Here is a 26917-nt window from a genome sequence, read left to right on the forward strand (position 1 = left end):
CCGGCCGCGGGCCTACAATGTCGGACATGACTTCCCCACGGTCCGGCCGGCCCGCCGGGGCGCGTCCCCCGGCCGGCGACACGCCGTCGCGTCGCACGGCGCAGCGCGCGTCCTCCCGGCACAGCTCACGCGACAGGAACCGCGTGCAGGTGCAGGCTGGCCCGGAGGCGACTTCCAGCGACGGGGAGGCCGCCGAGCAGCTCCCGGCCGATCGCGGCGGGATCCACCTGACGAAACGTCTGGTCGCCGTCCTGCTCGTCGGGGCCATGCTCATCTTCTCGATCATCTCGAACCTGACCGTCTACCTGAACCAGAGACGGCAGATGGCCGAGGCGCGCGCGCAGATCATCGCGAGCAACGAGCACATCGCCGACCTGCTCACGGAACAGGAACGCTGGTCGGACCCCAACTACGTGCGGGCCCAGGCCCGTGCCCGGCTCGGCTGGGTGCAGGCCGGTGAGGTCGGCTACCAGGTGATCGACGAGGACGGTCAGCCCTACGGCGGCGGCTCGGGCATCGACCACACGGGGGCCTCGACCAGCGAGGATCAGTCCTGGTGGGAACGCATCTGGAGCTCGGTCGGCGAGGCCGACGCCCCGACGAGCGCGCCGCCCAGCGTCGATGACGAACGGGTCGTCACCGAGGGCGGCGCCACCCCCACCCCTGGTGGCTGAGCCCACCCCCGGCGCGTGCCGGTCCTTCGCTCGCGCCGTGGAAGAATTGAACCGTGCGTCAGCTCGAACCTCTGAACGATGAAGATCTGAGGATCATTGCCGGGCAGCTGGGCCGGGCTCCCCGTGGGCTCGTCGGTGTGGCGTGGCGCAGCCCGTGCGGTTGCCCCGGAGTCATCGCGACCGAGCCCCGGTTGCCCAGCGGTTCGCCCTTCCCCACGTTCTACTACCTCACCGAGCCCCGCGCCGTCACCGAGTGCTCACGCCTGGAGTCCAGTGGCCTCATGGCCGAGATGACGGCTCGTCTCGAGCGCGACACGGAGCTGGCGGCGGCCTACCGGCGCGCCCACGAGGCCTACCTCGCCGATCGCGCCGCGCACGGCGAGGTCCCCGAGATCAGGAACGTCAGCGCCGGCGGGATGCCCGGGCGCGTCAAGTGCCTGCACGCCCTCGTCGGTCATGCGCTGGCCGCCGGGCGGGGCGTCAACCCGATCGGGGACGAGGCGCTCGACCTCATGGGGCCGTTCTGGGACAAGCCCTGTCCCTACCATGACGCGCCGCTGGGCGCGGGCCGGAAGGACGTCCTGTCATGAGAGTTGCGGCCATCGACTGTGGAACCAACACCCTGCGCCTGTTCGTGGCCGCCCTCGACTCCGACGGCTCCCTCAGGGAGCTCGACCGTCGCCTGACCTTCGTCGGGCTGGGGGAGGGGGTGGACGCCACCGGGCGTTTCACCCCCGATGCCCTGCAACGGGCCTTCAGGGCCTGCGAGCAGTACGCCGAGATCATCGCCGACCTGGACTGTGCCAGGGCGCGTTTCGTCGCCACCTCGGCCACCCGGGACGCCGCCAACCGTGAGGTGCTCTTCGAGGGCGTGCGTGAGCGCATGGCCATCGAACCCGAGGTGATCAGCGGCGTCGAGGAGTCCCGGCTGAGTTTCGCCGGTGCCGTCAGCGGTATCCGGTGCCCGAGGAACCCGGTGCTGGTCATGGACAGCGGCGGCGGCTCCACCGAGCTCGTGCGGGGTACGGCGGGCTGCTGTACGAACGGCGCCACCGCTGTGACGAAGGGCGTCAGCCTCGACATCGGGTCACGGCGGCTCCGCGAGCGCATGCTGCATGGCGACCCGCCCACGCCGGCCGAGATCGCCGGGGCCCGCGAATTCGTCCGGCACGAGCTGGACGACGCCGGCCTCGACCTGACCGGCATCGGCTCGTTCATCGGTGTCGCCGGCACGGTGACCTCGATGACGGCGCTCGCCCTCAGGCTGCACCGCTACGATCGGGCCAGGGTGCACGGGGCCGCCATGAGCGCCGAGGCCGTGCACGCGGTCACCGACCGGCTGCTGACCAGTACGATCGCGGAGATCACCTGCTGGGGCCCCGTTCAGCCGCAGCGCGCCGAGGTGCTCTGCGCCGGCGCCCTCATCGTCGACGAGATCGTCCGGCGCGTCGGAGCGGCCGAACTCATCGCCTCCGAGGCGGACATCCTCGACGGCGTGGCCCTGGGGCTGCTCACCGGCGGCCCAGGCCGGGAGCCGGCTGGGCGCTGAGCCCGCTCAGACCGGACAGTGGGCTGCCGCCCGTCGTGGCCGATAGTCTTGGACGCGGCCCCCGTAGCCCAATGGCAGAGGCAGGCGGCTTAAACCCGCTCAAGTGCGAGTTCGACTCTCGCCGGGGGCACATCGGACGGCGCCGGTCTCAGACCGTGATCTCGACCCGGTTCCCGTCGGGGTCGAGCACGACACTCTCGTAGTAGCCGTCACCCGTCGTCCGCGGGCCATCGGCGATGACGAAGCCGGCGGCGGCGAGCCGAGCGGTGAGTTCATCAACCGCTCGCTCCGAGCCCACCGAGAAAGCCACATGACTCCAGCCCAGCGCGTCGGGGCCCGGCTGCGGGCCCGTGCCAGGTCGGGTCATGAGCTCCAGCCGCGCACCCCCTGGGAAGGTGAGGAAGTAGGTCCGCAGCCCTGTCCTCGGGTTGTGGTAGAGCCGACCGGCCTCGGCCTCGAAGTACTCCTCGTAGAAGGCACGGGAGCGGTCCAGATCGGTCACGAGGACGGCGACGTGGTTGACCGACACGGACATGGTGGCCTCCTGATGTGACGTGCTGCTGGTGCGACAGCACCACGATACGTTCCCGTCGGGTGCTCGTGCGCGGAGGCAACTGTGCCCGGAGCCGGATCCCCGGCGCATCGGATCTCATCCGCGCGTCGTACGGCCCTTCCGGGGGCGCTGCGGGTGAACGATCCTTCGGCTGCGCAACGCGTTCCGGTAGCCTGGATCAAAGGCCGGATGAGGCCCTTCGATCGATAGGAGCACCGTGCGAAGCACGAATCCCGTTCTCAGCAGGAGTGACGCCTTCACTCCTGGATATCAGCAGGCCAGCTACCAGAACCTCGGCTACCAGCAGCAGTACGCCCAGCCCGGTTACGGTCAGCCGCTGCAGGGTCAGCAGGCCTACGGCTACGCGCCGCAGGCGCGGCCCGGCGACGTCATGACGATCAATGACGTGCTCGCCAAGACCGGCACGCTGTTCGTCGTCCTGCTCGCCGCGGCCGCCGTCACATGGTTCTTCCTGCCCGTCACGATGCTCTACCCGGTGGCCATCGTCTCGTCACTGGTCGCGCTCGTGACCGCCTTCATCATCACGCCCCGCCACGTGGTCTCGGTTCCCGGCATCATGGTCTACACCGTCGCCGAGGGCTTCATGCTCGGTGCTTGGAGCCGCGTCTTCGAGTACCTGTACCCGGGCATCGTCTCCCAGGCCGTGCTCGGCACACTTGCTGCCTCAGCCGTCGTCTTCGCCGCGTACCGCTACCTCAACGTGCGCGTCAGCGGTCGGCTGCGCCGCATCGTCGCCCTGTCGGTCATCGCCTACGCGGTCGTGGCGCTCATCAACTTCGTCGTCGTCATCGCCGGCGGCAGCCTCGGCCTGACCAACATCGGGGCCAGCGCGGGACCCCTGAGCTGGCTCTTCGCCGGGGTCGGCGTCGTCCTGGCCGTCTTCTGCCTGCTCACCGACCTTGAGGAGTGCGAGCGCGGCGTGCGCATGGGCGCCCCGGCGAAGGAGTCCTGGCGCGCCGGTTTCGGCCTGATGGTCACCCTGGTGTGGCTCTACACGAACATTCTGCGCATCCTCAGCTTCGTCCGCGGCAACTGAGCCCGAGGCGGACAGCACGGATCAGGCGAGGGGCCTCGCACCCAGGGGTGCGGGGCCCCTCGTCATGCCGGCCTCACCGGCGGTCATCACTCAGGTGATTGCCGGGAATCGTGCCCAGGTGCTTGTCGAGAGCCGACCGCGCGCCGGACGTCCATGGCAGTGAGCGCCAGTGGTGATCCGGGATCCAACGCGCCGACTCGGTGGTGCCGCCGACGTCGAGCACCCGGGGAACCGTCGGATCCGAGCAGATGGCCGTGTAGATGATGCGCAGCGCCTGGAAGTCCTCGAGCACCCCGGCGGGGGAGGTCCCGATCCAGTGGTCCGACTGGAGGTCGACCACGCGCAGGATCCTCACGTGCTGGCCGGTCTCCTCGAGGACCTCGCGGATGACGGCCTGGCTGGGTGTCTCGCCCGGCTCGACGCCACCGCCCGGCAGCTGCCAGCGCCCGGGAACAGCGGTGCGCCGGCTGCAGATCGTGCCGAGCACGCCCATGGCCGACCTGACGATCGCGTAGGCGGCCACCCGTTGGTGAGGCACGGGCTCGACGTCGGCCCTGACCGGTTCGGCGTGGACGCGGTGCGCGTGCCGACGGGGCATGCGACTGCCCGCGTAGCGCTGGGCCACCCGGGCCGTCATGACGATCCCGTCGTCGCTGCCCGAGGCCGACATCCAGTCACTGATCGTCCAGCCCTTGCTCCACAGGAGCAGGCGGGGATCCTGTCCGTGCCCGACTGTCACATCGACGACAGGTCCCTCGACCAGATGATGAACCCCAACGATGCGCACCACTCAATTCTTCCACGTCGTAGCCGCGGCGGGGATGCGCGCCGTCGGCGGCCGGCTGTTCGCCGGCAGGGTCATTTCTTCAGGGTCGTGCCATTCATGTCCGTCACGACCTCGGTGCTGCCGGTCTGGAAACTCATGCGCGGATCGGTGTCGCCGGTGTCGACGCCGATCCGCACCGTCACGTCGGAGGCGGAGGCGTTTCCGGCCCGGTTGGCGGTTTGCGCGATGAGCCGGGCGATGACCTCGGGATTGATGGTGGCGGGATCGAACGAGGGGTCCTTGTCGCTGTTCTTGATCGTCGAGACGATCGTCGGCAGGCTCGCGCGACGTGTCCGCTCCTCGACGGTCGACTCGCTGGTGCGTACCCGGACGGTCAGGGCGTCCCGCTCGATCGTCACCGAGAGGATCTGGGGCGAGTCCTGGACGGTGTCGGCCAGCGCCTCGGCGATGTCAGCGGCCCGGGTCAGGTTGAGCTTGTTGATGACCGAACCGTCGGAGCGGAAGAAGACCGTGCTCGATTCGGGGGTCGTCGTGACCGTCATGAGCACATTGCCGTGGTCGTACTCGTTGATCTGCAGGTCCTGGTCCTGGTCGGAGCCGGAGATCCTGGCCGCCGTCTCGAACAGGGCCGCCACGTCGTCGAAGGCGAAGTCGTCGGGGTCGAACTGGGCCTGGTCGATGTACTCGATGGTGGCGTCCAGGTGCGCGATCGAGCCGTTGGCGTAGCCGATCGTCTCGGCCTCCTCGTCCTCGCTCAGATAGGTGAGGTTCGCCGATTCCGCGGTGATCTCGATGCGCAGCACCGGTCGGTCGCCGCTGGCGCTGCGCAGGAAGTCGATGACCTGTCTCGCCCTGCCGGGCTGGGCCAGGTCATACGCGGGCGTTGGGCTGGCGCCGGAACTGGACGCGGAGGCGCTCCTCGACGGCGAGGGGGAGACGCTGGGATCGGTCGTGTCCGAGCCCCGTGCACAGCCGGCGAGGACGAGGGCCCCGGCGATGAGGGCGCACAGGGCCGCGCGGGCGCGGGCGGTACCGATGTGCATGAGCCCACGCTACGTCCGGTGGGCCAACGGGAGTGGGCCGGCACGCGGTGAGGCGAGGCGGACCGGCACGAACGAGGCGCCTGGACGCCGGCTGCGGCTGCCACGAGGGGCACCCCTGGTGCACACTGGGGCCGTGATCGATCTGAGCGGACGTGCCGACGAGATCGCCCCCGGACTGCTCGGGGCGGTCATCCGGCGTGGTGAGGTCGCGGTGCGACTGACCGAGGTCGAGGCCTATCTGGGCACCGACGACCCTGCCTCGCACGCCTACCGCGGGGAGCGGGGAAGGGCCGCTGTCATGTTCGGCGCCCCCGGCACCGTCTACGTCTACGTCAGCTACGGCATCCACCGCGCCGGCAACATCGTCTGCTCACCCGCCGGGCAGGCCTCGGCCGTCCTCATGCGCGCCGGAGAGGTCGTCGCCGGCGCGGACCGCGCCAGGGAGCGCAGACGGCTGGCCCCGGACAGGCCCGACACGCAGCTGGCCAGGGGGCCCGGCAACCTGGGCAGGGCGCTCGGCCTCGACCTGGCCGACAACGGCCTGCCGTTGGGAGGCCGTGACGATCTGTTCGAACTCATCGAGCCCGGGCCCGGCCGCGGTCGGGTCCTCGTGGGGCCGCGCATCGGCATCACGCGGGCGGCCGATGCGCCACTGCGGTTCTGGCTCGCCGATGAACCCACCGTGTCGGCCCGTCGGCGCGGCACGCCATGGCGCCCATGACCTCGCGGACGGCGGCGGCATGGTCCGCGACGCAGAACAGGCCCCCACCTGTTCCCACCGGGGTGCCCAGCAGACTAGGGTTTGGGTACGTCGAGTCGCAGCGCTGCGGACGATCCGAGTGCCGGCCCGACCCACATGAAGAAACCGTCGGATGAATCGAGGTTCCCATGTCGGAACAGTCAAGGAATGAGACGCCCGAACCCTCGCCCGAAGGCGTCGTCGTGACGCGGACCATCGCCCAGCCGCTGAAGAAGGTATGGGGGGTGCTCATGACGAAGAAGGGCTCCGAGGCGCTGCTGGGCCGAGGCGCCATGCTCGGCGAGAAGGGCCAGGCCTGGAAGGCCGCGGACGGCCGCTCGGGCGTGATCAGAAGCTTCCACCCGCTCGAACAGGTCAGGTTCTGGTGGCGCAAGGACGACGACGCCCCCGCCTCACTGGTCGACCTGAAGGTGACGGCCCCCGATGACGACCACACCGAACTCACCGTGACCCACACAAGACTCGCCGAGGGCGTCGACCCGGCCTATCTTCAGGGCCGCTGGGAGGTCGCGCTCGAACGCATCGAGAGCGACTGCTTCTGAACCGAGGAATCTCACACGATCACCCCGTGGCGGCGCGCCCCTCCGGAACCGACAGGCCGGAGGGGCGCGCCGCATCCGGCTCCCCGGCGGCCGGCCGTAGCTGCCATGAGAACCGGCGGGGTGGCAACCATGGCGCGCCCGCGGGGGAGGGGTCCCTAAACTCGTCCGGGTGGGAACGGCACGACGATCAGCGGGCAGGCTCGGGCGCAGCCTCATCGTGCTGAGGCCCGAGCCCGGGCGGAGCATCCGCGCGGTCCGCTGGTGCGCGGCCGTCGCCACCGGCCTCATCGCATCCTGCCTCGTCTTCGGGCCCTCGCTGGGGGCGATGGGTCTCATCGGCGCACAGGCCGCGCACACCGGCCGCGAGGCGCCGATGCGCAACCGCATCACGGCGCTGCTCAGCGTCGGCCTCGCGACTCTGGCGATGGAGTGCATCGGTGCACTCGTCAGCCCGTACAGATGGCTGATGCCGCCCCTGTTCTGCCTGCTCACCCTCGTCGTCGTGTGGACCTGGCATGCCCTGCTCGTCGGTCCGCCGGGCCCCATCAACACGCTCTTCGCGGCGGCCTTCTCGGCCTACATGACGGCCAACGGCTACGCCCTGACCACGCTGCTCCGGGTCACCGGTTTCTCGTGGCTCACCGCCTCACTGGCCTCGGTGCTCATCCTGACCACCGACCTGCTGGCTCCCGAACGCGAAGCCGTGGACGAGGCCGACGAGGCGGTCAGCGCCTACCGCGATCGTCCGGACGACTGTGCGGCTCGGCACGCGAACCGGATGCGTTCGAGAGCCGTCTTCGCGGTGAACAACGCCTGGCACGTCCTGCGCACCGGCCGCCGCCGCATGACGGGCCGTACCGCGGCCCGCCGCGACGTCGAGGAACGGCTCATGGGCATTCACCTGAACCTCATCGACGTCCTGCGCTCCGAATCATTCCCCACCTCCAGCCTCGACATCGGCGAGAACTTCCGCCGCGTCCCGCTGGGCCGTCCACCGGTGCGGTACCTGCTGGCCACCGCGCTGGACCGCGGCTCCAGGCCCTGGCTGGTCGCCGGCCGGGCCGCGCTGGCCGTCTTTCTCGGGTCGACGATGATGATCGCCTCGCCGGTGGGTCACGCGTACTGGGCGATCCTGTCGAGCCTCATCGTCCTGCACATGGGTGCCTCCCGCGCCGACCTGACGATCCGAGCCGCCCACCGCGTCATCGGCACCGGCGCCGGAGTGTTCTGCTACTTCGGCATCATCGCCCTGCAGCCGGCCCCGTGGGTCCGCGTCGGCATCATCGTCGTCATGATCTACGCGCTGGAGGTCATCGTCACCCGCAACTACGCGCTGGCCGTGGTGTTCATCACGGTCTTCTCGCTCATGATGACGCCGGTCGCCTCCCGCGCCGACATCACCGCGCTCATGCGGGATCGTTTCGTCGAGACCCTCATCGGGGTCACGGCGGCCACCCTGATGATCTGGCTCGTCGGACGCAGCGCCCCCGTGCTGCTCGTGCGGAGCCAGTACCGCCGCACGCTGCGGCGCATCGAGCAGGTGCTGGCCGATCTCGCCGACGGCAGGCTCCTCACCCGCGCATCACGCGAGGACCGCCGCACCATGGTCTTCGAACTCGGCCGCGCCTCCCAGGTCCTCTCATCGCAGCGGCCGGACGATCCGGAGGCGCTCGCGCGGTGGCAGAGCGTGCAGGAGGAGGTCAACCTCTTCGGGTTCGACGTGATGGCCTCGTGCTGGCGGCGGCTGCCCGGCGGCGACCCGGCGGCGGCGCAGGCGCGCCGTGAGCTGTCCAGGCTGCTCGACTCGCTGCCGCGGATCTCCCCCAGGACCATCGAGACGCAGGCCTTCACCACCCAGGTGCGAACGATCCACCGGCACTACATGAGCGAGAACTCCAAGAGGACCAGGGCAGGCGGCTGACGGACCGGCCCCTGCCGCGAGCCCGGACGCAGGCCCCGGGCACCGGTGCCTCTGCCCCATCGGGCACCGCGTTCACCGGGCCCGACGCGGACGGCCGACGGCCACCGGCAGACACGGCGGACCTCGCGGCGGGAGACGACCGGAGCCGGAAGCGGCCGGTGATCGGACGGCTTCTTGCCCGCCCCCCATCCGTGACCTATGGTGGTGCGTCATGGCGGCCCGTCGGGACCGCCCGCCGCTCATGGCGGCGTTGTAGGGTCGGGCTGTTCCCAGCCCCTGAGGAGTACGCACATGGCTCAGCGCACCATCTGCCGGCCGGCGGCCCGCCGAATCCAGGCGCCCGCGGTCGACTGTTGCGTCCGCGCAGCCCAGTGTCTGTGAGCCCTTCCCGCATCCCCTGACACGTACCGGGGGAGTGGCCGGTCCGGCCGGCCCGTTCCCGTGAGCCCTCAGGACAGCAGGCGCTCACCCGGTTTCTCCAGACACACCATCACCAGGAACCCATGGGGCCGGTGCGCCCTCAACCGCGCCCGCCCGACATGGGCCCCTGCCAGACCCCAGGAAAACAGCCAAGACGAGGACAAGAGAAGAAGCAGATGTCTGACACGAACAACCCCACCGACGGCTCGGGCGAGACCGGAAGGGTCCTGCCCTCGGGCGCGGTCGTCCAGGAGACCGGAACCACCCAGCAGGCCAGGGACGAGAAGAGACTGTCCCGCCGCGGCCTGCTCGGCGGCGTCGCGGCCGGCGCAGCAGGCGGCCTCGTCGTCGGCGGCATCGCCGGCGGCCTGATCGGCAACAGCCGCGGCAGGTCGGCCGCCGCAGCGGACGCATCGGCCTCGGCCGAGGCCCGCAAACTGACCATCATCTACGGGGGCGACGTCTGTGACGCCCCGGCCATCGTCGCCCTCGAGAAGGGCTTCTTCGCCGACCACGGCCTGGACGTGACCCTGCGGAAGACCGTCGGCGACGAGGACATCAAGGCCGCCGTGGGATCGGGCACCTACGACGCGTCGAGCGGCATCTTCTACAGCTGGCTCAAACCCGTCGAGCAGGGCCAGAACGTCAAGTTCGTCGCCGGTCTGCACAGCGGCTGCCTGCGCCTGCTCGTGCGCAACGACTCCGACATCAAGCAGGTCTCCGACCTGCGCGGGCGCACCATCGGCGTCCCCAGCCTGTCCAGCTCGGCGACCATGTTCTTCTCCCTCGACCTGGTCGACGCCGGCATCAACCCGGCGGCCGACGCCGGCGAGGTGCAGTGGAAGGTCTACGAACCCTCCCTCGTCGCCGACGCCCTGAAGAACAACGAGGTCGACGCCATCGCCGCCAGCGACCCCATCGCCTACCGGCCGATCCAGGAGGGCTACGGGTGGGAACTGGCCAGCAACATGACCGGGCCCAACGCGCAGGACTACTGCTGCTGCACCGCGCTCAACGGCGACCTCGTCAAGAACAACCCGGACGTGGCCCGCGCACTCGTCGAGGCCTGGGCCGAGGGCTCGCGCTACGTGCCGGGCAATGAGAACGAGGTCGCGCACCTCGAGGTCGACAACGGCTACATCGCAGGCGACATCGACCTCGTCGAGACCCTGCTCACCGAGTACGGCTGGGATCCCTCGGTCACGAAGCTGCGCGCCGCGCTGATGCCGGGCATCGAGAAGTTCAAGCAGACCGGCTACCTCGAGGACGACGTCGACACGGAGCAGCTCGCCGACAGGGCCTTCGACACCCTCGGACTGGACTGGTGAGCATGAAGACGATCCTGTCGGAACAACCGGCCGCCGCCGACCGCGCCGTGCCGGACCAGGGCGTCGTGCCGTCGGCGCAGGACCGTGACGCGGCACTGGGGAATGATTCCCAGATCGCCGCCGAACTGGTCCGCCGCCACCGGCCCCACGCCGTCAACCACCTGCAGACCGGTGTCGCCTTCGCCCTGTGGGTTCTCACCGCGCTGGTCATCGCCCTCGTCCCACCAACCGACGCCTACCTCGTCAAGGGCGAGGCCCAGGCGCTCGGGCTGGCCGTGATCCTCGCGGCCCTGCTCGGTGCCCTGTGGCTCGCCTCCCGCGTCTGGGACACGGCCTCGCGCTGGCTCGGCGCCTGGTCGCCGTGGTGGATCGCCACGGCCGTCGTCACCCTGGCCTGGGAGACACTCACCGCGAAGACCGGGGTCCTGTCCCCGCCCTACGTGCCGAGCCCCGGCCAGATCATCGCCGAGGGCTGGGCCGACCGGACCCTGCTGGCCCGCTCCGTCGGCAACTCGCTGCTGCTGCTGGCGGTCGGCATCGTGATCGGCGGCCTCGCCGGCCTCGGCACCGGCCTGTGGATGGGCTGGTCGAAACGGGCGGGTTACTGGCTCGACCCGATCGTCAAGTACATCGGCCCCGTCCCGACCCTGGCCTGGATCCCCATCGTCTTCATCGCCTTCCCCAACTCGTTCAGCGCCGCCGTCTTCCTGGTCGCCCTGACCGTCTGGTTCCCGATGGCGGTGACGACGAGCGCGGGCATCCGAGGGGTCTCCCGCGAGTACTTCGACGTGTGCCAGACCCTCGGCGCCTCCAGCCGGTTCCTCATCTTCAAGGTGTCGCTGCCGGCAGCCCTGCCGAACATCTTCACCGGTGTCTTCATGGCCCTGCCAACCGCCTTCGTCACGCTGACGATCGCGGAGACCCTGGGCGTGAACTCGGGGCTCGGCTGGTACATCAACTGGAAGAAGGGCTGGAGCGCCTACCCGTCCATGTACGCGGCGATCGCCCTCATGGTGATCATCTGCGGCTCCCTGCTGACCGCCGAACTGGCAGTGCGCAACCGCGTCCTGTCCTGGCAGAAGGACCTGACACGATGGTGAACACGATCACAGGGCAGAACCCGGCAGGACGGGGCGGGGCCACGGTCGGCGGCAGCGCCGTCGACGCGCTGCACGTGGTGCACGCCTTCGTCTCCCACCGCAAACCCCTGCCCGTTCTCGACGACGTGTCCGTGTCGGTCGAGCCCGGCCAGTTCGTCTCGCTCATCGGCCCCTCGGGCTGCGGCAAGTCGACCCTGCTGCGCCTCATCGCGGGTCTCGACACGCCGATCCGCGGCGAGATCTACGCCGACGGCCACCGCGTCGACGGCCCCGACCCGTCGCGCGGCGTCGTCTTCCAGGACCCGACCCTGCTGCCCTGGCTGACCGTCGAGCAGAACATCGGGCTCGGGCCGCAGGTCCGTGGTGCAGCCGACCGGAAGGACGAGCAGGAGCGCGTCGAGGAGATGATCGAGATGGTCGGCCTCGGCGGCTTCCGCACCGCCTACCCCTCGGAGCTGTCCGGCGGCATGGCCCAGCGCGCCGCGCTCGCCCGGGCCCTGGCCAACCGCCCGCGCATCCTCCTCCTCGACGAGCCGCTCGGCAAGCTCGATGCGCTGACCCGCTCGGTCCTGCAGCGAGAGATAGCCGACCTGTGGCAGGCCCAGGGGTTCACGGGCATCATGGTCACCCACGATGTCGAGGAGGCACTCCTCCTGTCCGATCGGGTCGTCATCTTCTCCCCCCGGCCGGCGCGGGTGATCGCCGACCTGCCCGTCGAACTCGACCGCCCCCGTGCCCAGGACGACCCCGCGTTCCGTGACCTGCGCCGCCGGATTCTCGACCTGCTCGGCCAGTGACGGAGCCGGCGCGAGCGGGGGAGATGCTTTGTGCCCGGCCCGGGCACATGAGAGCCGTCGGCCAGTGATGGGGCCGATGGAATGGCCGCCGAAGAGCCGGGGTTGCTCCTCCGGCGGCCTCACAGGGGGGCGGGCACCCGGCCGGGGCCGGGTGCCCGCTTCGCATGCCACGGCCACGTGGGCCATGCCGCGGGAGCCCGGTTGTTAGAGTCATGTCAGCGACGAACGTGGGGAGGGCGCATGGAGCACAGGATTCATCGGTACCGCGAGCGGGAACATCATGATCGCGGGGAGCTGTACGAGCTGCTCGACGGTGAACAGTTCGCCGTCCTGTCGACCGTCAGCGACGAGGGCGAGCCCTGGGCCGTCCCGATCAGCTACGGCCGGCTGGGCGACCGGATCGTCCTGCACGGCTCCACCGGCGCTGGCCTGCTGCGCGCCGCCGCGGCGGGCGCACCCGTCGTGCTCACCGTCGTCCACGTCGACGCCCTGGTCGTCGGTGACAGGGGGAACGGCACGTCCTCGAACTACCGGTCGGCGACGATCCGCGGCAGGCTGCAGCGTCTGGAGGGCCCTGAGAAGGTCGAGGCCCTCAACGCCCTGCTCGACTCCTATCTGCCCGGCCGTTCCGGCGAGGTGCCGCAGCACACGAACAAGGAGCTGGCCGCGACGATGGTCTGCACGCTGGACATCGGGGAGGACAACTGGCTCTACAAGACGCGCACCGGCATGCCCAGCGCACCGGACGGCGAGGCCGCAGGCTGGGCCGGCGTCATCCCGCTCGAGACGCGGTTCGGGGAACCGGTCCCGGCCCCCTGGGCCAAGGGGGACATGCCCGCGTCCGTCCGGGCCGTCCGGCCCCAGGACGGCGGGGACGAGGGCTGACCCTCGTCTTGAGTGCCGCGCACCGGGCCGGGCCCGCTGGGGCTGAGGCCTTCCCGGCGGACCGTCACTGCTTCTCGTGGGCGATCGACCAGTGGCTGCCCGGAGCGACCGCCTGCTCGGTGGGCACGAGCAGGCGGGTGGTGAAGGTCCCCGCCGGGCAGACGATGAGTGCCGCCTTCTGCCCGCGACGGCGCAGCACCCAGTGACCCCCGGGGGTGGGCGGCAGATAGTGGTTCTGCTCGATCCAGGCCACCAGCTCCCCGAGCGTGGGCACCTGGTCGGCGTCGATGCCGCGGCGCCGGTCCGCCTCGTCCTCGCCCGGGAGTGACGAGCGGTCCAGATGGACCAGTTCCGTGTCCTCCTGTCGGTCGCGGTCCTCGCCGTCCGGGGCGTCCCGGGGCCGCCGGCCGAGGATGACCGTCACGGTCCCGCAGATCAGCAGGGTGATGGCGAGGACCGCGTGAAGCGGGTCGTGCCGTTGACTCCAGCTGAACCCGAGTGCCACACCCATGGCGAGTTCGATGACACCAGTCGCCAGGAGGACAGCTGCACGTGGCGGCGGCAGATGTCTCATGGCCGCCAGTATGCCCCGGTGCCTCCTGCGGCATCCGGTCGGCCGTGGGCCGTCCGGCTCCCTGGACGTATGCCGAGGGAGAAACCGACACCCACACGTTGTAATTCATTTTTCAATGAAATATGTTTCGTCGGGTCGTTGTGCCCAGTGGTCCCGGCCAACGCATGAGCAGCGGGAGGAAGACCCATGAAGATCGGTGTCGTGAGCGGCAGCATCCGCGAGGGCCGCGTGGGCGAGTCCATCTCCCGGTGGGTGCTTGCCGGGGCGAGGGCCCATGGCGGAGCCGACTTCGAGCTCATCGACCTGAGGTTCTTCGACCTTCCGCTCTTCACCGATGCACGTATGCCGATGGCCGCGGGGAAGAGATACGACAACCCCGTCGTCCAGGCCTGGAGCAACGCCATCGACAGGTGCCACGGTTTCATCATTGTGACACCCGAGTACAACCACTCCGTGCCGGGCGCCCTGAAGAACGCCGTCGATCACCTGGCGAACGAGTGGGTGGGCAAGCCGGTTGCCTTCATCGGCTATGGCCCCGATGGGGCCGTGCATGCGATCGAGCACTGGCGTCAGATCTTCAGCACCTTCGAGGCCAGGAGCGTCAGTGCTCAGTTGTCAATCAATTCCCCCGCGGGGACGGGCGGCGGGAACGGATTCGCCCCGGATGAGCACCATGTCGGTGAACTGAACGACCTGCTGGACGTGCTCATCGACAGTGCCGCCGAGATCCCAGCCGGACACCGGCAATGGCGCATCGGGAACAGGTACGGTCCGTGCCCGCCCGTTGCCTGGTCCACGACCGCCGCGCAGGAGATGCCAGAACCCGCGCGTCGTCTCACGGGGTGCCGCACTTGACACCGGTTGCGTGAACCGGGCAGTAGCCGTACGGGTTCGCCTCGAGGTACTGCTGGTGGTAGTCCTCTGCGTAGTACCAGTCACCGGCAGGGACGATGTCGGTGACGAGCCTGCCGTAACCCGCTCGGGTCAGTGCCGCCTGGTAGTCCTCGCAGAGCGCCGCCGCAGTGGCCTCCTGTTCGGGACCGGTGTAGAAGATCGACGAGCGGTACTGGGTGCCGACATCGGCGCCCTGTCTGTTGAGTTGGGTGGGGTCGTGGTTCTCGAGGAAGATCCTCACGAGCTCGGCGAACGAGGTCACAGCAGGGTCGAAGACGACACGCACGGTCTCGGCGTGCCCGGTCTGGCCGGTGCAGACCTCCTCGTACGTCGGGTTCGGCGTGAAGCCGCCCATGTAGCCGACGGCGGTGCTCAGCACCCCGGGCCGGCTCCAGTAGAGCTTCTCAACGCCCCAGAAGCAACCGGCCGCCAGGTAGGCGGTCTGCGATCCGGGGAACTCACGATCGAGCCGGTCCCCCGTGACACGGTGGAAGAACGGCATGGTCAGGACGGGTTTGCTGCGCCCGGTCAAGGCGTTCTCGGCGTCAACCATGGTGGTTTTCTCGAAACGCAACATTGCATCAGCCTAACGCGGCGCTGAAGGCCCCACCCGGGTCCGCGGTCCGGCCCTCAGGCGCGCTCGTTCAGGTCCCAGTCGATCGGCTGCGCCCCGGCGGCGGTCAGGAACTGGTTGGCCCGGCTGAACGGGCGGGAACCGAAGAAGCCCGAACGGGCGGACAGCGGGCTCGGGTGAGCCGATTCGATCACCGGGATGCCGCCCGCGGTGAGTGCCGGGGCCAGCGACCGGGCGTCGCGGCCCCACAGGATCGCCACGAGCGGACCGCCGCGGGCGATGAGGGCGTCGATGGCGGCGCCGGTTACCTGCTCCCAGCCCTTGCCGCGGTGGGCGGCGGGCTTGCCGGGCTGGACCGTCAGGCACCTGTTGAGCAGCAGGACCCCTTGTTCGAACCAGCCGGTCAGGTCGCCGTGCGGGGCCGGCGTGACATCCAGGTCGTCCTGAAGCTCCTTGTAGATGTTGCCAAGACTCTTCGGCAGCGGCCGCACGGCACGGTCCACCGCGAAACTCAGGCCGATCGGATGACCGGGCGTCGGGTAGGGGTCCTGGCCGACGATGAGGACGCGCACATCGGCGAGCGGACGGCTGAAGGCGCGCAGCACCTTGTCCCCGGCGGGCAGGTAGCCGCGGCCCGCGGCGATCTCGGAACGCAGGAACTCGCCCATGGCGTGGACCTGGTCCTCCTGGTCGGCCAGCGCCTGCGCCCAGTCCGGCGCCATGAGTTCACTGATCGGGTGAACCGTCATGATCGAAAGTCTCCTTGCGCGCCCTCGGTACTTCTCCATCCACAGGTTAGCGGCAGCGCGGCACGTCCCGAGACCATGCTGGGAGCACGGCCACGGCATGGGTGAGTTCCCCGACCCGGCGCTCAGGGTCCCCATTTCCCGCCTGAACCGCATGGCACACTGGCCGACATGGCAGCTTCGACCAGCGACACCAGTCCTCACCGCCGCAGGAGCGCGTTCTCGGGCCTCACCATCGGCCGGCGCATCCCGCGCCGGCCCGGCACCCAAGGCGAACGTCAGGAGCAGCCAGATGCCCAGGCCCCCGACGCGATCACGCTCACCGCAGAGCAGCTCACCGCCCTGCGCGGCGCCAGCGTCGAGAGTTTCGTGCCCCGCCCGCTGCGCATCTTCGCCGCCTGGAGCTGGCGGCTCCTCCTCGTGGCGGCCTTCATCGCCCTGCTGTGGTGGCTCGGTTCCCGGCTGTCCGAAGTCGTCATCCCGCTGGCCGTCGCCCTGCTCCTCACCGCCGCCCTGCACCCGCTCAACGCGCGCCTGGTCCGGCACCACTGGCCCAGATGGCTCGCCGCGCTGAGCTGCCTGCTGCTCGTCGTCGTCATCGTGCTCGGCCTGCTCAGTCTCGTCGGTGCCCAGATCGCCACCCAGTGGTCACAGCTCGTCGACCAGGCCATCGCCGGGGCGCGCGGTTTCGTGACGTGGCTCGACAGCAGCTTCCTGCACATCAATGCGGAACAGGTCAATTCGCTCATCTCGCAGGCCACCGAGTGGGTGCAGAATTCGCGGGAGAGCATCGCCTCGGCCGCCGCCACCGCCGGTTCCGGCGTCGGAAAATTCCTCGCCGGCGCCGCGATGGCCCTGTTCGCCACCTTCTTCTTCCTCAAGGACGGCCAGCGCTTCGTCGACGCGGGCGTGAACCTCATGCCGCGGGCGAGCCGTCTCACCGTGATGCCCGCCGTCGTCTCGGGGTGGGCCTCACTGTCCAACTACGTGCGCGCCGCCATCGCCGTTGCAGCGGTTGACGGCATCGGCGCCGGCATCGGCGCAGCCGTCCTCGGCTCGAACCTGTGGCTGGCCATCACGGCCCTCACCTTCGTCTGCGCCTTCGTGCCGCTCATCGGCGCCATCGCCTCGGGCGTCGTCGCCGTCGCCGTCACCCTCGTGACCCTCGGCTTCTGGAAGGCCGTCATCATGCTGGCCATCTTCGTCGCCGTCATGCAGCTCGAATCCCATCTGCTGCAGCCGCTGCTGCTCGGCAGGGCGGTCTCGATCCATCCGCTGACCGTGCTGGTCGGCATAGCAGTGGGCATCACGGTGGCCGGGATCGTCGGCGGTGTCTTCGCCATCCCGATCGTCGCCTTCGTGACCGGCGTGCTGCGCAGCGGGCATGCCGGCCGGGAGGCCGACGAGGATGGCGTGACGTGCGACGAGTCGCCCGATGCCGGCGAGCAGCTCACCGACACGGACGAGGGCCTTGAGGGGCGGGTGGGCGTCGCACTCGGCGACGGTCCCGAGGTAGTGCCGGCGGATCAGCCCGCCGGCCCTGATGACGGCGGCGAACCGGCCCGGGGGAACGAGCCGTCCCCCGACGTGCCCTGAGCGGTGTTCCGTATGCGTGGCGCAACGGTCGGGAACCTGCGGTGACCCCATATATTGACGTCATGAGCGATTCCCCGAAGCTTGACGCGATCCTGTCGGAACTCGCCGGTGGGGTCATTGACACCGCTGAGGCCTCGCGGCGGATCGCTGCGCTGAGGCAGGGCGGCGACGAGCCGGCGGCCCTGCCCGCCACGGAGGGGCTCGAACCCATCCCGGAGCTGACCGGTAGCGGCGGTATGAGGTCGGTCACCATCACCGCCACCGGGCAGCGGGTGCGTGTCATCGGGGACGAGGCGGTCACCACTGTCACCATCAGCGGCCCCCACACCGTCCGCCGCACCGCCGACGGACTCGCCATCACAGCCACCGGCCGTCTCGGACCGAGCGTGAAGGGTTTCTCCCCGGTCCACCCGCCCAGGACCGCGAGCGACCTCAAACAACTCGGCCTCGGTCCGGCCCTCGAGGTGCGGGTCAACCCGCACATCCAGGTCAACGCCCAGCTGTCGGGCGGTTCCCTGCGGAGCCAGGACGTTCCGCACTGGGGGCGTGTGCGCGTCAGCGCCGGCGCCACCCGCCTGCGTGGTGTTGCCCAACTCAACGACGGTCTGTTCCAGGCCGGTTCGGCGACCGTCAACGGCCCCGTCAGTCTGGGGCTGAACACCATCCGCGTCGAGTCGGGCAGCCTGATCGTCGAACTCACCGAGCGTGCGGACGTCTCACTCAGCGCCACGAACCAGCTCGGTGTCGTGCGCTGGCCCGGCGAGAAGGGCGGGCACTTCGACGAATACGTCGTCGGCCACGGTCTGGCCCGTCTGGAACTGTCGGGCGTCATGAGCCGCATCGCCATACGCGACCTGGTCGCCTTCCCCGAGGAGGCCGACCGGCCCACCGCCAGTGAACGCGTGCGTGACGGGGCCCGTGTCGTCGTCACGAAGATTCGCGACGCCCAGGCCGCGCACACGGACGGCGGACAGGACGCTGCCGGGGCCGAGGAGGAATAGCGCCTTCCCGCCCCGGCGGCGTGGCTCGTCGCCTCAGCCCTTCTTGCGCGCCCGCTTGCCCTTCTGGGGGCCGAGGGCGACCCCCAGAAGACCTCCGGCCAGGGCCACGTTGGTGATGAAGGAACTCCTGGTCGAGGCCTTCTTCTCGGCCGGGGCGGACCAGAAGGGGTGCCCCGCCAGGGTCGTCGGCACGAGCTGGGCGGCCAGCACGCCCGAGGCGAGCCTGGGCAGCACGCCCAGCGCGAGCGCCGACCCGGCGCCCACCATCGTCCAGCCGTTGACGCGGATCAGGTCGGCCGCCCTCACCTGGTCGGGAAGCATTCCGGTGACCCGGTGAGGCAGCTTCTCGAGGAAGCGGTCGACCGTCGGGACCAGGGCCTCGGCGTTCTTGGCTGCGTTGTACCCGCCGGTGACGAATGCCGAGGCGAGCATCGAACGCGATGCGAAGCGGGCGAGTGACATGTCAGAGCCCCTTTCTGCCACCCCAAGTGGCGTTCATCGGAGGAACTTCTGGTGGTCCTGGGCGGGGTGCTCGGCGCCGGTCAGGCGCGCGATTCGATCTTGACGATCGTGACGTGGATTCTCTTGCCGTTGGGAGTCTCGTAGGAGACGTCGTCGCCGACCCCATGACCGAGCACCGCGGCGCCGAGCGGGGACTGGGGGCTGTAGACCTGGGTGTCCAGCGAGTCGTCCACGCCGAGCATCTCACGGCTGCCCAGCAGGAAGACATCCGTGTCATCGGGGTCGCCGTCGTAGGCGACCGTGACGGTGGCGCCGGCGACGACCTCCTCGGGAGCCTCGTGCGCGACACCGACCTCGGCGTTCTGCAGCATCTGCTCGAGCTGACGGATGCGGGCCTCCATCTGACCCTGCTCCTCGCGGGCGGCGTGGTAGCCGCCGTTCTCGGACAGGTCACCCTCGGCCTTCGCAGCGCCGATCTTCCCCGCGATCTCCGTGCGACCCTCGTCCTTCAGATGGTCGAGTTCATCAGTGAGCTTGTCGTACGCGTCCTGCGTTATCCAGATCGTCTGCTTGTCAGTCATTTCTTCATTTTACCGAGTGCGTGTCAGCGACCCCGGAGACGCTTCGACTCGTTGCGCGGGGCGTGCAGAATGAAAGACATGTCAGTGCCGGTCGCTCAATCGAGAGCGGGCGAGAACCTCCGCCTGCTGAACGTGCACGCCCACCCCGACGACGAGTCGAGCAAGGGCGCTGCGACAACGTTGAAGTACGTCGCCCAGGGGGCGCGGGTCATGGTCGCGACCTGTACCGGCGGCGAACGCGGCAGCGTGCTCAACCCCAAGATGGACCGTCCTGAGATCTGGGAGAACCTCACCGAGGTGCGCCGCCACGAGATGGAGACCGCCCGGGAGATTCTGGGAGTGGAACACCGCTCGCTCGGCTACGTCGATTCCGGCCTGCCCGAGGACCCCACCGAGCAGTTGCCCGACGGGTGCTTCGGCCTGACCGATCCGGTCGAGGCAGCCGCGCCACTCGTGCGGATCATCCGCTCCTTCCGCCCACAGGTGATGACCACGTACGACGAGAACGGCGGCTACCCTCACCCCGACCACATCCAGTGCCACCGCGTGTCAGTGGCCGCCTTCCGCATGGCCGCCGATCCCACGGCGCTCCCCGACGCCGGTCCCGCCTGGCAGGTCAGCAAGCTCTACTACCAGGTGGGTTTCCACCGGGCCCGGTTCGCGGCGCTCGACGACGCGATGGATGAGGCCGGTCTGGGACGCCCGTACGCCGAACGGCTGGCCGGCTGGGACAACCACGACTACGAGTTGCGTGTCACGACGCGCGTACCGTGCGGCGAGTACTTCGAACGCAGCGACGACGCCCTGCGGGCACACGCCTCGCAAATCGATCCCGACGGATTCTGGTTCGAAGTGCCGATCGAGATACGCCGTCGGGCCTGGCCGACCGAGGACTACCAGCTGGTCTACTCGGCCGTGCCGACCCGCATGCCCGAGAGGGACCTGTTCGCAGGTCTGCGGGTCGGCGAGAAGGCCCCCGACCCGGCGGATACCTGGATCATCTGAGATCCCTGCGGGATCGGATCATCTGAGATCCCTGCGGGATCGGATCATCTGAGATCCCTGCCCGCAGGACCATCCGAGACCCCGCGGGGAAGGACCGTCCGCGTCATAGACACCGTGCGGTTCGGGCGGGCCGAACCGCCGACAGCCCGGGCCCAGTGGCCGGCCCTCACTTGCCGAAACGTCGTTCACGCTGCTGGTAGGAACGCAGGGCCCGGAAGAAGTCGATCTTGCGGAAGTCGGGCCACAGGGCCTCGCAGAAGTACAGCTCGGAGTGGGCGCTCTGCCAGGGCAGGAAACCGCTGAGACGCTGCTCACCTGAGGTCCTGATGAGCAGGTCCGGGTCGGGCTGGCCGCGGGTGTAGAGGTGCTCCGAGATCTGGTCGACCTCAAGGGTCTTGGCCAAGTCCCCGAGCGTCGTGCCCCGTTCGGCCTCGGCGGCCAGGAGCGAGCGGACCGCGTCGCGCAGCTCATGCCTGCCCCCATAGGCCACGGCCATGTTCACCTGGGTTCCGCAGTGACCGGTGCTGGCCTTCTCGGCGGCGTGCAGGCGCTCGGTGATGGGGCGGGGGAGCAGCGCAAGATCGCCGACGATCATGACACGGTGCCCCGAGTCCGCGGCAAGATCGTCCGTGAGCCGGGTGATGACGTCCATGAGGGGATTCAGTTCGTCCTCGGCCGAGCGTTGCAGGTTCTCCGTGGACAGCACCCACAACGTGACCGTGCCGATGCCGATCTCATCGCACCAGCCGACGAAGTCACGCAGCTTGTCGGCGCCGGCCCGATAGCCGACCTCGAGGGGGCGTCCGGGTGCGTTGAGGCGGGCCCAGCGGCGGTTGCCGTCGGCTAGGACCGCGACATGGCGGGGGAGCGAGCGCGGGTCGAGGCCGTCCCGCAGGCGGTTCTGGTAGACCGTGTAGATGAGGCCATCAGGGCTGAGGCGGTCCATCACCCTGTTCACCATGTTCAGGCGCGCCATGGGCCAAGACTACAAGCCGGGCCGGTTCCCGGAGCGCCCGAGGAAGGAGTGCCCGGTGGCGGGAGGATTCCCAAACCCATGAACCTATGTTACGGTAGGTTAAATGACGTCCCATGGCGAGCAGAGAGTCCCGCTCCGTGGCCCGGGCCATGACGATGCCGGACACGGTGTGCCCGTTTCGCGCGAGACCAAACCGCGGCTGCGCGGCTGGCTCCACGCCGTCACAGCGCCGCTGCTGCTGCTGGCCGGCCTCACCCTCATCGTCCTGACGCATTCGATGGCCGGCCGCGTCGGGGAGGCGATCTACCTGCTCACCGGGCTCATGCTCTTCGGCAACTCCGCCGTGTACCACCGCGGGCGCTGGCCGGCGAGGGTCGACGCCGTGCTGCGCCGGTTCGATCACTCGAACATCGCGATCTTCATCGCAGGCACCTATACGCCCCTGGCCGTCATGCTGCTGCAAGGCGGTTCACGGGTGACGCTGCTGTCGATCATCTGGGGGTGCGCGGTTCTTGAGGTCGCCTGCCGCAACATGTGGATGGGCGCCCCCCGCATGCTGTACACGGTGCTGTACGTCGTCATGGGTTGGACGGCCCTGTTCTGGCTGGCGCAGTTCTGGCGGACAGGCGGACCGGCCATCGTCTGGCTCCTGCTGGCCGGTGGCCTGTGCTACACGGCGGGCGCCGTCTGTTACGCCCTCAAGAGGCCCAACCCATGGCCCGAATGGTTCGGCTTCCACGAGTTCTTCCACGCGGGCACGGTGCTCGGCGCCATGTGCCATCTCGTGGCGATCTGGATGGCTGCGAACGTCTGATCGGCTGTCCTTGCCCGGTGCGTTTCATGTCTGCTGGCTGCGAATCGGGCAGAGGATTTCCCCCGCGCCGCCACACGCCCGGCCACTCGGGCTAATGTGAATGTGTCCGATGAAATGTGCCCCGGGCAGGAGGGGGCCTCGCGGACAGGACCAGTGAGGGGACGATGTCCACCAACGGCGATGAGCCACGCAACACGACCACTGACACGAAGGATGAGGACGAGGCCGTCGACTGGCGGCATCCGACACCCGAGCAGGGCGCGGAGAAGGTGCCGAACGGGCTCATCTGGAACAATCCCGGATTCATTCCGCAGACGCGCCGTCCCGTGCCAACGCACAAGCTCGACGAGGACCTGGAGCGCCACCTCTCAGACGACTCCGCTCAGCAGGACGACTTGGACGACGAGATCACCGAGCGCATCTGCCTCGATGAGACGCGGTGGGCAGACCCCGCCGACGAGGTGGAACCCGACGAGGACATCCTCGACTAGGCGAGCGGCTCCGCGCTCGGCTGCCCGAGATCTGCGGGCGGCTCGCCGCCGGTCTGCGACTGCTGGCGCGCCTCGTCGATGAGCTGGCGTGCGCCGTCGAGTTCCTCCTGGCAGCGGGCCGCCAGTTCCTCCCCGCGCTTCCACAGCTGCATCGACTCGGCCAGCGGCACACCGCCCGACTCGAGTTTCGCGACGATCTCGGCGAGTTCGGCGCGGGCCTGCTCGTAGCTGGGTTTCTCATCCGCCATGGTGGTGGCTCCTTCCGTCTGATTCCAGGTTGACCGGCCCACTCGGCCCAGCCGTGCTGGCGACCCCGGGCGTCGGCTGCGTGGCGCGGGCGTCATGGCCGGTCATCGGTTCCTCCGGCGCTGGGTATCGCGTCGTCGACCTCGACGACCAGGCGGCCGTCGGACAGGAAAACCATGAGCTGCTCGCCGGGCTCGGTGTCGGCGACCGAGGTGACCGAGGTGTTGTCGGAGTCGGCGAGGATCGCGTACCCGCGCTCCAGGGTCGCCTTCGGCGACATGGCCCGTACCCGGTCGAGTGCGTGGGCGATCGTCTGCTCCTCGTCGGAGACGATGCGGTCGATCGTGCTGCGCAGCCGGTAGCGTGCCATCTGCAGCTGCTGCACGTGACCCTCGAGCGCCGAGACCGGGTCGCGCAGCACCGGGTGTGAGGTGAGGCGGCCGAGCTCGTAGTACTCGGACTTCACGCGCGCGGTGATGGCCGTGCGCGCCCGGCCCAGCAGCTCGGCGAGATACTGCTGCTCGGCCGCGGCATCCGGGACGATGCGCTTGGCCGCGTCGGTGGGGGTGGAGGCGCGAAGATCGGCGACCAGGTCGAGGATCGGGGTGTCCGGCTCGTGGCCGATCGCGCTGACCACGGGAGTGCGCGCCGCCGCCACCGCCCGGACCAGGTCCTCGTCGCTGAACGGCAGGAGGTCCTCGAGTGAGCCGCCGCCGCGGGCGATGACGATGAGGTCGACCCGCGGGTCCACGTCCAGCTCGGCCAGCGCAGCGGCGACCTCGGCGGCGCTGCGCGGCCCCTGCATGAGGGCGTGGCGCACCTCGAACCGAGCCGACGGCCAGCGGTGCAGCGTGTTGGTGAGCACATCGCGCTCGGCCGCCGAGTCGGCCCCGGTGATCAGGCCGATGCAGGCCGGGACGAACGGCAGCGGTTTCTTGCGTGCCGGGTCGAACAGGCCCTCCGCCTGCAGGGCGCGTTTGCGCTGCTCCAGCTCGGCGAGCAGGCGTCCCTCCCCGGCGATCTGGATGACGGAGCACTCGAAGGACAGTCGGGCCGTCTTGTTCCACACGCGGGGACGCAGGCAGGCCAGGACGGTGGTGCCCTCGGTGATCGGTCCGGCGGCGTCGAGCACGGCGCTGGTCGCGGTGGCCTGCGCCGAGACCTCCTGGGAGGTGTCACGCAGCGTCAGGAACTGGACGGCGTAGTTCGCCCGGCGACGGAGCTCGATGACCTGGGCCTCGACCCAGATCCAGCCGCAGCGCTCGACCCAGCCCTTGAGCATGCCGACGACCTGCCCCAGGGGCTGGGCGGTCTCGGGGCTGTTGCGCGGGCCCTGCGCGGTCTGTGTTCCAGGCATGCCCTCCACGGTAGCCGGGCCCGCCGACGATTCCGGCCTGCCAGGGGGAGGGCGGCTCAGATCAGCCGGGCGGCGAGCTCGGCATACATGCCGAGCTTCGCCTCGACGTCGGGCAGGTAGCTGATGAGCATGATCTCGTCGCAGCCGTGCGCATCGGCGAAGGTGCGCACACGGGTCGCCACCTCGTCGTAGGTCCCGATGATCGGTGCGTGGTCATGGGCGAGGAAGGTGCGCGCATTGGCCAGTTGCTCGGGTGTCATCTGTTCTGGCGTCGCGAACCCCAGCGGCAGCCCCAGGCGCTGCGCCATGCGGAAACCCTCGCCGGCCAGGGCGCGGCGCTCGGCCTTCTCGGCCGTGCCGGCCGCCGAGACGAGCAGGGCGGACAGGGTACGGCCACTGGTGTGCCCATCGGGCAGGTGCCGGCGGTAGTGGTCCATGACCTCCGGGTCCTGGTGGCCGGAGAAGAACTGGGCGTAGGCGTAGTTGAGATCGTTGACGCCGGCCCAGGCGGCGCTCTGGCCGCTCGACCCGAGCAGCCAGGCCTGCGGCAGCACCTCGGCCCGGGGCGAGACCGTGAGGCCCGCGTAGCGGTGGTCCTCGGGCAGCGTGCCGCGCAGCAGCCCCACTGCTTCGAGGATGAGCCGGTTGATGTCGTCGGGGGCGAGGACCCGGCCCTGGTTGAGGGCGGCGCTGGCGACCACGTCCCCGCCCGGCGCGCGGCCCAGGCCCATGTCGATGCGGTCGCCGTACAGGGCGGCCATCGTGGCGAAGCGTTCGGCGATCTGCAGGGAGCCGTAGTGCATGGCCATGACGCCGCCGCTGCCGATGCGGATGCGCGAGGTCGCGCCCAGCAGGTGGGTCATGACGATGTCGGGTGCGCTCGACAGGAAGTGCGGGGAGTTGTGGTGCTCGGCGACCCAGAAACGGTCGAAACCCAGCTCCTCCACGCCACGGGCCAGTCGGGCGGCGTCGTGAAGGGTGTCCGTCTCGGTGTGCTCCTGGAAGAGGGGGAGCTGCTCGAGTGCGCTGAGTCTCATGGTGGCCTCCTTGCCGGCTCGATGGATGGCGCAGCCGGTCAGTGCCAGCACAGCGTGCGCCGTGCGCGAAAGCAAGGGGGACGGGTTCAGCTCATAGACTGGTGGCCATGAGTGATGCGACCGATCCCGGAGCCGCCAAACGTGTCGTCGTGGCGGCTCCCCGCGGTTACTGCGCGGGCGTCGACCGTGCCGTCGTCACCGTGCAGAAGGCGCTGGCCGCCTACGGCGCGCCCGTCTACGTGCGCAAGCAGATCGTCCACAACAGGCACGTCGTGGAGACCCTCGAGCAGGAGGGCGCCGTCTTCGTCGACGAGCTCGCCGAGGTGCCGTCCGGTTCGCTGGTGATCTTCTCGGCCCATGGCGTCTCCCCGGCGGTGCGCGCCGAGGCCAGGGAACGCGGCCTGCGAACCATCGACGCGACCTGCCCACTGGTGACCAAGGTGCACCACGAGGCGAAGCGCTTCGCGAAGCAGGGCGTGCCGATCATCCTCATCGGCCACGCCGGTCACGAGGAGGTCGAGGGCACCACGGGCGAGGCTCCCGACGCCATCACGCTCGTGCAGACCCCCGATGACGTCGACGGGCTCGACATCGACCCGAACACGCCGCTGGCCTGGCTCACCCAGACGACCCTGAGCGTGGACGAGACACGCGAAACCGTCGAGCGGCTCCACCAGCGCTTCCCGAACCTGATCGACCCGCCGAGCGACGACATCTGCTACGCCACCCAGAACCGTCAGGGCGCGGTCAAGCAGATCGCCCAGCACTCCGACCTCGTCATCGTCGTCGGCTCGCGTAACTCGTCGAATTCGGTGCGTCTGGTCGAGGTGGCGCTCGAGAACGGCGCCCGCCGAGCCGAGCGCGTCGACAATGCCGGCGAGATCGACCCGGCCTGGCTCGAGGGCGTGACGACGGTCGGCATCACCTCGGGCGCCTCGGTGCCCGAACGCCTGGTGGACGGCGTGCTCGACCGGCTCGCCGAGCTCGGCTACCCGAGGGCCGGTGAGGAGCGCCTGGTCGAGGAGTCGCTGAGCTTCGCCCTGCCCCCCGAGCTGCGGTCGCGCCGCGCCGGCAAACCTGTCCGCAAGCCCGGCACCCCGCTGGAGCCCGAGGAGACCGGGGCCCCCGCCGCCGTCCGCTCCTGAGC

The 26917-nt window shown here is 69.7% G+C and carries 30 protein-coding genes and 1 tRNA gene; 19 read left to right on the forward strand and 12 right to left on the reverse strand.

The genetic code is table 11. The features are described 5' to 3' along the window. Positions 1 to 26: 26 nt before the first annotated feature. The 4 genes from PROPJV5_RS12905 (at position 27) to PROPJV5_RS07400 (ending at position 2353) form a co-directional block, all read left to right on the forward strand. Positions 27 to 674: an FtsB family cell division protein gene (locus PROPJV5_RS12905; protein ID WP_182858631.1), complete on the forward strand. Its 648-nt coding sequence runs from the start codon at positions 27 to 29 to the stop codon at positions 672 to 674. A 53-nt stretch (positions 675 to 727) separates the two neighbouring features. Further along, positions 728 to 1264, forward strand: a complete 537-nt coding sequence (locus PROPJV5_RS07390) for a DUF501 domain-containing protein (protein WP_119715711.1) — start codon at positions 728 to 730, stop codon at positions 1262 to 1264. Next, positions 1261 to 2223 (forward strand): Ppx/GppA phosphatase family protein, encoded by a 963-nt coding sequence (locus PROPJV5_RS07395; protein ID WP_119715712.1) that lies wholly within the window; start codon positions 1261 to 1263, stop codon positions 2221 to 2223. The genes PROPJV5_RS07390 and PROPJV5_RS07395 overlap by 4 nt, the downstream gene beginning before the upstream one ends. A gap of 57 nt (positions 2224 to 2280) precedes the next feature. Then, positions 2281 to 2353 (forward strand) — tRNA-Leu (locus PROPJV5_RS07400). Between the two features lie 18 nt (positions 2354 to 2371). On the opposite strand, the gene PROPJV5_RS07405 is transcribed toward PROPJV5_RS07400, so the two are convergent. After that, positions 2372 to 2758 carry a VOC family protein gene (locus tag PROPJV5_RS07405; RefSeq protein WP_119715713.1) on the reverse strand — a complete coding sequence of 129 codons (387 nt, stop codon included), beginning with the start codon at positions 2756 to 2758 and terminating at the stop codon, positions 2372 to 2374. Positions 2759 to 2993: 235 nt separating this feature from the next. Here PROPJV5_RS07405 and PROPJV5_RS07410 point away from each other — a divergent pair, with 235 nt between their 5' ends. Further along, complete coding sequence (locus PROPJV5_RS07410; protein ID WP_182858632.1) at positions 2994 to 3833, forward strand: Bax inhibitor-1/YccA family protein; 840 nt, start codon at positions 2994 to 2996, stop codon at positions 3831 to 3833. A gap of 73 nt (positions 3834 to 3906) precedes the next feature. On the opposite strand, the gene PROPJV5_RS07415 is transcribed toward PROPJV5_RS07410, so the two are convergent. Beyond that, complete coding sequence (locus tag PROPJV5_RS07415) at positions 3907 to 4503, reverse strand: NUDIX hydrolase (protein WP_119715835.1); 597 nt, start codon at positions 4501 to 4503, stop codon at positions 3907 to 3909. A 188-nt stretch (positions 4504 to 4691) separates the two neighbouring features. Continuing rightward, a complete protein-coding gene (locus tag PROPJV5_RS07420; protein ID WP_119715715.1) occupies positions 4692 to 5663 on the reverse strand; it encodes a hypothetical protein in 972 nt (323 codons plus the stop codon). Between the two features lie 133 nt (positions 5664 to 5796). Between PROPJV5_RS07420 and PROPJV5_RS07425 the strand changes: the two genes are divergently transcribed. The 7 genes from PROPJV5_RS07425 to PROPJV5_RS07455 all read left to right on the forward strand — a co-directional run bounded on the left by PROPJV5_RS07425 (position 5797) and on the right by PROPJV5_RS07455 (position 13416). Next, the gene (locus PROPJV5_RS07425; RefSeq protein ID WP_119715716.1) at positions 5797 to 6384 is read left to right on the forward strand and encodes a DNA-3-methyladenine glycosylase; all 588 of its coding nucleotides are present in this window, start codon (positions 5797 to 5799) and stop codon (positions 6382 to 6384) included. 221 nt (positions 6385 to 6605) lie between these two features. Next, positions 6606 to 6965, forward strand: coding sequence for an SRPBCC domain-containing protein (locus tag PROPJV5_RS07430; protein ID WP_220474384.1), 360 nt, complete (start codon positions 6606 to 6608; stop codon positions 6963 to 6965). A gap of 169 nt (positions 6966 to 7134) precedes the next feature. Continuing rightward, entirely contained in the window at positions 7135 to 8886 is a 1752-nt protein-coding gene (locus tag PROPJV5_RS07435) for an FUSC family protein (RefSeq protein ID WP_147385397.1), read from the forward strand. Between the two features lie 596 nt (positions 8887 to 9482). Next, positions 9483 to 10634 (forward strand): ABC transporter substrate-binding protein, encoded by a 1152-nt coding sequence (locus PROPJV5_RS07440; protein ID WP_182858633.1) that lies wholly within the window; start codon positions 9483 to 9485, stop codon positions 10632 to 10634. Between the two features lie 2 nt (positions 10635 to 10636). Continuing rightward, positions 10637 to 11734, forward strand: a complete 1098-nt coding sequence (locus tag PROPJV5_RS07445) for an ABC transporter permease (RefSeq protein WP_119715720.1) — start codon at positions 10637 to 10639, stop codon at positions 11732 to 11734. Beyond that, positions 11728 to 12531, forward strand: coding sequence for an ABC transporter ATP-binding protein (locus tag PROPJV5_RS07450; protein WP_119715721.1), 804 nt, complete (start codon positions 11728 to 11730; stop codon positions 12529 to 12531). The genes PROPJV5_RS07445 and PROPJV5_RS07450 overlap by 7 nt, the downstream gene beginning before the upstream one ends. 240 nt (positions 12532 to 12771) lie before the next feature. Next, positions 12772 to 13416, forward strand: coding sequence for a pyridoxamine 5'-phosphate oxidase family protein (locus PROPJV5_RS07455; RefSeq protein ID WP_119715722.1), 645 nt, complete (start codon positions 12772 to 12774; stop codon positions 13414 to 13416). Between the two features lie 64 nt (positions 13417 to 13480). On the opposite strand, the gene PROPJV5_RS07460 is transcribed toward PROPJV5_RS07455, so the two are convergent. Further along, a complete protein-coding gene (locus tag PROPJV5_RS07460) occupies positions 13481 to 13990 on the reverse strand; it encodes a hypothetical protein (protein WP_119715723.1) in 510 nt (169 codons plus the stop codon). Positions 13991 to 14176: 186 nt separating this feature from the next. On the opposite strand from PROPJV5_RS07460, the gene PROPJV5_RS07465 reads away from it, so the two are divergent. Next, on the forward strand, positions 14177 to 14845 hold the full coding sequence (locus PROPJV5_RS07465) for an NADPH-dependent FMN reductase (RefSeq protein ID WP_119715724.1): 669 nt from the start codon (positions 14177 to 14179) through the stop codon (positions 14843 to 14845). Here PROPJV5_RS07465 and msrA read toward each other — a convergent pair. Further along, positions 14826 to 15461, reverse strand: coding sequence for a peptide-methionine (S)-S-oxide reductase MsrA (msrA, locus tag PROPJV5_RS07470; RefSeq protein ID WP_119715725.1), 636 nt, complete (start codon positions 15459 to 15461; stop codon positions 14826 to 14828). The genes PROPJV5_RS07465 and msrA overlap by 20 nt on opposite strands. Positions 15462 to 15514: 53 nt before the next feature. Then, the gene (locus tag PROPJV5_RS07475; protein ID WP_119715726.1) at positions 15515 to 16207 is read right to left on the reverse strand and encodes a uracil-DNA glycosylase; all 693 of its coding nucleotides are present in this window, start codon (positions 16205 to 16207) and stop codon (positions 15515 to 15517) included. Between the two features lie 168 nt (positions 16208 to 16375). On the opposite strand from PROPJV5_RS07475, the gene PROPJV5_RS07480 reads away from it, so the two are divergent. Together PROPJV5_RS07480 and PROPJV5_RS07485 are read left to right on the forward strand one after the other, a co-directional pair. Next, on the forward strand, positions 16376 to 17800 hold the full coding sequence (locus PROPJV5_RS07480; RefSeq protein ID WP_119715727.1) for an AI-2E family transporter: 1425 nt from the start codon (positions 16376 to 16378) through the stop codon (positions 17798 to 17800). A gap of 62 nt (positions 17801 to 17862) precedes the next feature. After that, positions 17863 to 18801: a hypothetical protein gene (locus tag PROPJV5_RS07485; RefSeq protein ID WP_119715728.1), complete on the forward strand. Its 939-nt coding sequence runs from the start codon at positions 17863 to 17865 to the stop codon at positions 18799 to 18801. A 33-nt stretch (positions 18802 to 18834) separates the two neighbouring features. On the opposite strand, the gene PROPJV5_RS07490 is transcribed toward PROPJV5_RS07485, so the two are convergent. Both PROPJV5_RS07490 and greA read right to left on the reverse strand, forming a co-directional pair. Further along, the gene (locus PROPJV5_RS07490) at positions 18835 to 19263 is read right to left on the reverse strand and encodes a DoxX family protein (RefSeq protein WP_119715729.1); all 429 of its coding nucleotides are present in this window, start codon (positions 19261 to 19263) and stop codon (positions 18835 to 18837) included. Between the two features lie 80 nt (positions 19264 to 19343). Next, positions 19344 to 19844, reverse strand: a complete 501-nt coding sequence (gene greA / locus PROPJV5_RS07495; RefSeq protein ID WP_119715730.1) for a transcription elongation factor GreA — start codon at positions 19842 to 19844, stop codon at positions 19344 to 19346. A gap of 78 nt (positions 19845 to 19922) precedes the next feature. On the opposite strand from greA, the gene mca reads away from it, so the two are divergent. After that, on the forward strand, positions 19923 to 20849 hold the full coding sequence (mca, locus tag PROPJV5_RS07500) for a mycothiol conjugate amidase Mca (RefSeq protein WP_119715731.1): 927 nt from the start codon (positions 19923 to 19925) through the stop codon (positions 20847 to 20849). Positions 20850 to 21015: 166 nt separating this feature from the next. Here the strand turns inward: mca and uppS are convergent, their stop codons facing one another. Continuing rightward, entirely contained in the window at positions 21016 to 21825 is an 810-nt protein-coding gene (gene uppS, locus PROPJV5_RS07505) for a polyprenyl diphosphate synthase (RefSeq protein ID WP_119715732.1), read from the reverse strand. Between the two features lie 169 nt (positions 21826 to 21994). Between uppS and trhA the strand changes: the two genes are divergently transcribed. After that, positions 21995 to 22639, forward strand: a complete 645-nt coding sequence (gene trhA / locus PROPJV5_RS07510; protein ID WP_239018429.1) for a PAQR family membrane homeostasis protein TrhA — start codon at positions 21995 to 21997, stop codon at positions 22637 to 22639. 164 nt (positions 22640 to 22803) lie between these two features. Then, a complete protein-coding gene (locus PROPJV5_RS07515) occupies positions 22804 to 23130 on the forward strand; it encodes a hypothetical protein (RefSeq protein WP_119715734.1) in 327 nt (108 codons plus the stop codon). On the opposite strand, the gene PROPJV5_RS07520 is transcribed toward PROPJV5_RS07515, so the two are convergent. The 3 genes from PROPJV5_RS07520 to PROPJV5_RS07530 all read right to left on the reverse strand — a co-directional run bounded on the left by PROPJV5_RS07520 (position 23127) and on the right by PROPJV5_RS07530 (position 25770). After that, on the reverse strand, positions 23127 to 23378 hold the full coding sequence (locus PROPJV5_RS07520; RefSeq protein WP_119715735.1) for an exodeoxyribonuclease VII small subunit: 252 nt from the start codon (positions 23376 to 23378) through the stop codon (positions 23127 to 23129). The genes PROPJV5_RS07515 and PROPJV5_RS07520 overlap by 4 nt on opposite strands. A gap of 92 nt (positions 23379 to 23470) precedes the next feature. Further along, positions 23471 to 24733: an exodeoxyribonuclease VII large subunit gene (gene xseA, locus PROPJV5_RS07525; RefSeq protein WP_119715736.1), complete on the reverse strand. Its 1263-nt coding sequence runs from the start codon at positions 24731 to 24733 to the stop codon at positions 23471 to 23473. 56 nt (positions 24734 to 24789) lie between these two features. Continuing rightward, positions 24790 to 25770, reverse strand: a complete 981-nt coding sequence (locus PROPJV5_RS07530; RefSeq protein WP_119715737.1) for an MsnO8 family LLM class oxidoreductase — start codon at positions 25768 to 25770, stop codon at positions 24790 to 24792. Positions 25771 to 25877: 107 nt separating this feature from the next. Here PROPJV5_RS07530 and PROPJV5_RS07535 point away from each other — a divergent pair, with 107 nt between their 5' ends. After that, positions 25878 to 26915 (forward strand): 4-hydroxy-3-methylbut-2-enyl diphosphate reductase, encoded by a 1038-nt coding sequence (locus PROPJV5_RS07535; protein WP_182858634.1) that lies wholly within the window; start codon positions 25878 to 25880, stop codon positions 26913 to 26915. The last annotated feature ends 2 nt before the right edge of the window (positions 26916 to 26917 follow it).

Source organism: Propionibacterium ruminifibrarum, assembly GCF_900289195.1.
GTDB lineage: Bacteria > Actinomycetota > Actinomycetes > Propionibacteriales > Propionibacteriaceae > Propionibacterium > Propionibacterium ruminifibrarum.

Bases quoted from the DNA above. Each gene is read 5' to 3' on its own strand.
- PROPJV5_RS07445 (WP_119715720.1), top strand. From the start codon at position 10,637: ATGAAGACGATCCTGTCGGAACAACCGGCCGCCGCCGACCGCGCCGTG.
- PROPJV5_RS07480 (WP_119715727.1), top strand. From the start codon at position 16,376: ATGGCAGCTTCGACCAGCGACACCAGTCCTCACCGCCGCAGGAGCGCG.
- PROPJV5_RS07460 (WP_119715723.1), bottom strand. From the start codon at position 13,990: ATGAGACATCTGCCGCCGCCACGTGCAGCTGTCCTCCTGGCGACTGGT.
- PROPJV5_RS07530 (WP_119715737.1), bottom strand. From the start codon at position 25,770: ATGAGACTCAGCGCACTCGAGCAGCTCCCCCTCTTCCAGGAGCACACC.
- PROPJV5_RS07420 (WP_119715715.1), bottom strand. From the start codon at position 5,663: ATGCACATCGGTACCGCCCGCGCCCGCGCGGCCCTGTGCGCCCTCATC.
- PROPJV5_RS07450 (WP_119715721.1), top strand. From the start codon at position 11,728: ATGGTGAACACGATCACAGGGCAGAACCCGGCAGGACGGGGCGGGGCC.
- PROPJV5_RS07490 (WP_119715729.1), bottom strand. From the start codon at position 19,263: ATGTCACTCGCCCGCTTCGCATCGCGTTCGATGCTCGCCTCGGCATTC.
- PROPJV5_RS07440 (WP_182858633.1), top strand. From the start codon at position 9,483: ATGTCTGACACGAACAACCCCACCGACGGCTCGGGCGAGACCGGAAGG.
- PROPJV5_RS07465 (WP_119715724.1), top strand. From the start codon at position 14,177: ATGAAGATCGGTGTCGTGAGCGGCAGCATCCGCGAGGGCCGCGTGGGC.
- greA (WP_119715730.1), bottom strand. From the start codon at position 19,844: ATGACTGACAAGCAGACGATCTGGATAACGCAGGACGCGTACGACAAG.
- xseA (WP_119715736.1), bottom strand. From the start codon at position 24,733: ATGCCTGGAACACAGACCGCGCAGGGCCCGCGCAACAGCCCCGAGACC.
- PROPJV5_RS07455 (WP_119715722.1), top strand. From the start codon at position 12,772: ATGGAGCACAGGATTCATCGGTACCGCGAGCGGGAACATCATGATCGC.
- PROPJV5_RS07535 (WP_182858634.1), top strand. From the start codon at position 25,878: ATGAGTGATGCGACCGATCCCGGAGCCGCCAAACGTGTCGTCGTGGCG.
- PROPJV5_RS07395 (WP_119715712.1), top strand. From the start codon at position 1,261: ATGAGAGTTGCGGCCATCGACTGTGGAACCAACACCCTGCGCCTGTTC.
- msrA (WP_119715725.1), bottom strand. From the start codon at position 15,461: ATGTTGCGTTTCGAGAAAACCACCATGGTTGACGCCGAGAACGCCTTG.
- PROPJV5_RS07415 (WP_119715835.1), bottom strand. From the start codon at position 4,503: ATGTCGGCCTCGGGCAGCGACGACGGGATCGTCATGACGGCCCGGGTG.
- PROPJV5_RS07515 (WP_119715734.1), top strand. From the start codon at position 22,804: ATGTCCACCAACGGCGATGAGCCACGCAACACGACCACTGACACGAAG.
- PROPJV5_RS07405 (WP_119715713.1), bottom strand. From the start codon at position 2,758: ATGTCCGTGTCGGTCAACCACGTCGCCGTCCTCGTGACCGATCTGGAC.
- PROPJV5_RS07520 (WP_119715735.1), bottom strand. From the start codon at position 23,378: ATGGCGGATGAGAAACCCAGCTACGAGCAGGCCCGCGCCGAACTCGCC.
- PROPJV5_RS12905 (WP_182858631.1), top strand. From the start codon at position 27: ATGACTTCCCCACGGTCCGGCCGGCCCGCCGGGGCGCGTCCCCCGGCC.
- uppS (WP_119715732.1), bottom strand. From the start codon at position 21,825: ATGGCGCGCCTGAACATGGTGAACAGGGTGATGGACCGCCTCAGCCCT.
- mca (WP_119715731.1), top strand. From the start codon at position 19,923: ATGTCAGTGCCGGTCGCTCAATCGAGAGCGGGCGAGAACCTCCGCCTG.
- PROPJV5_RS07485 (WP_119715728.1), top strand. From the start codon at position 17,863: ATGAGCGATTCCCCGAAGCTTGACGCGATCCTGTCGGAACTCGCCGGT.
- PROPJV5_RS07475 (WP_119715726.1), bottom strand. From the start codon at position 16,207: ATGACGGTTCACCCGATCAGTGAACTCATGGCGCCGGACTGGGCGCAG.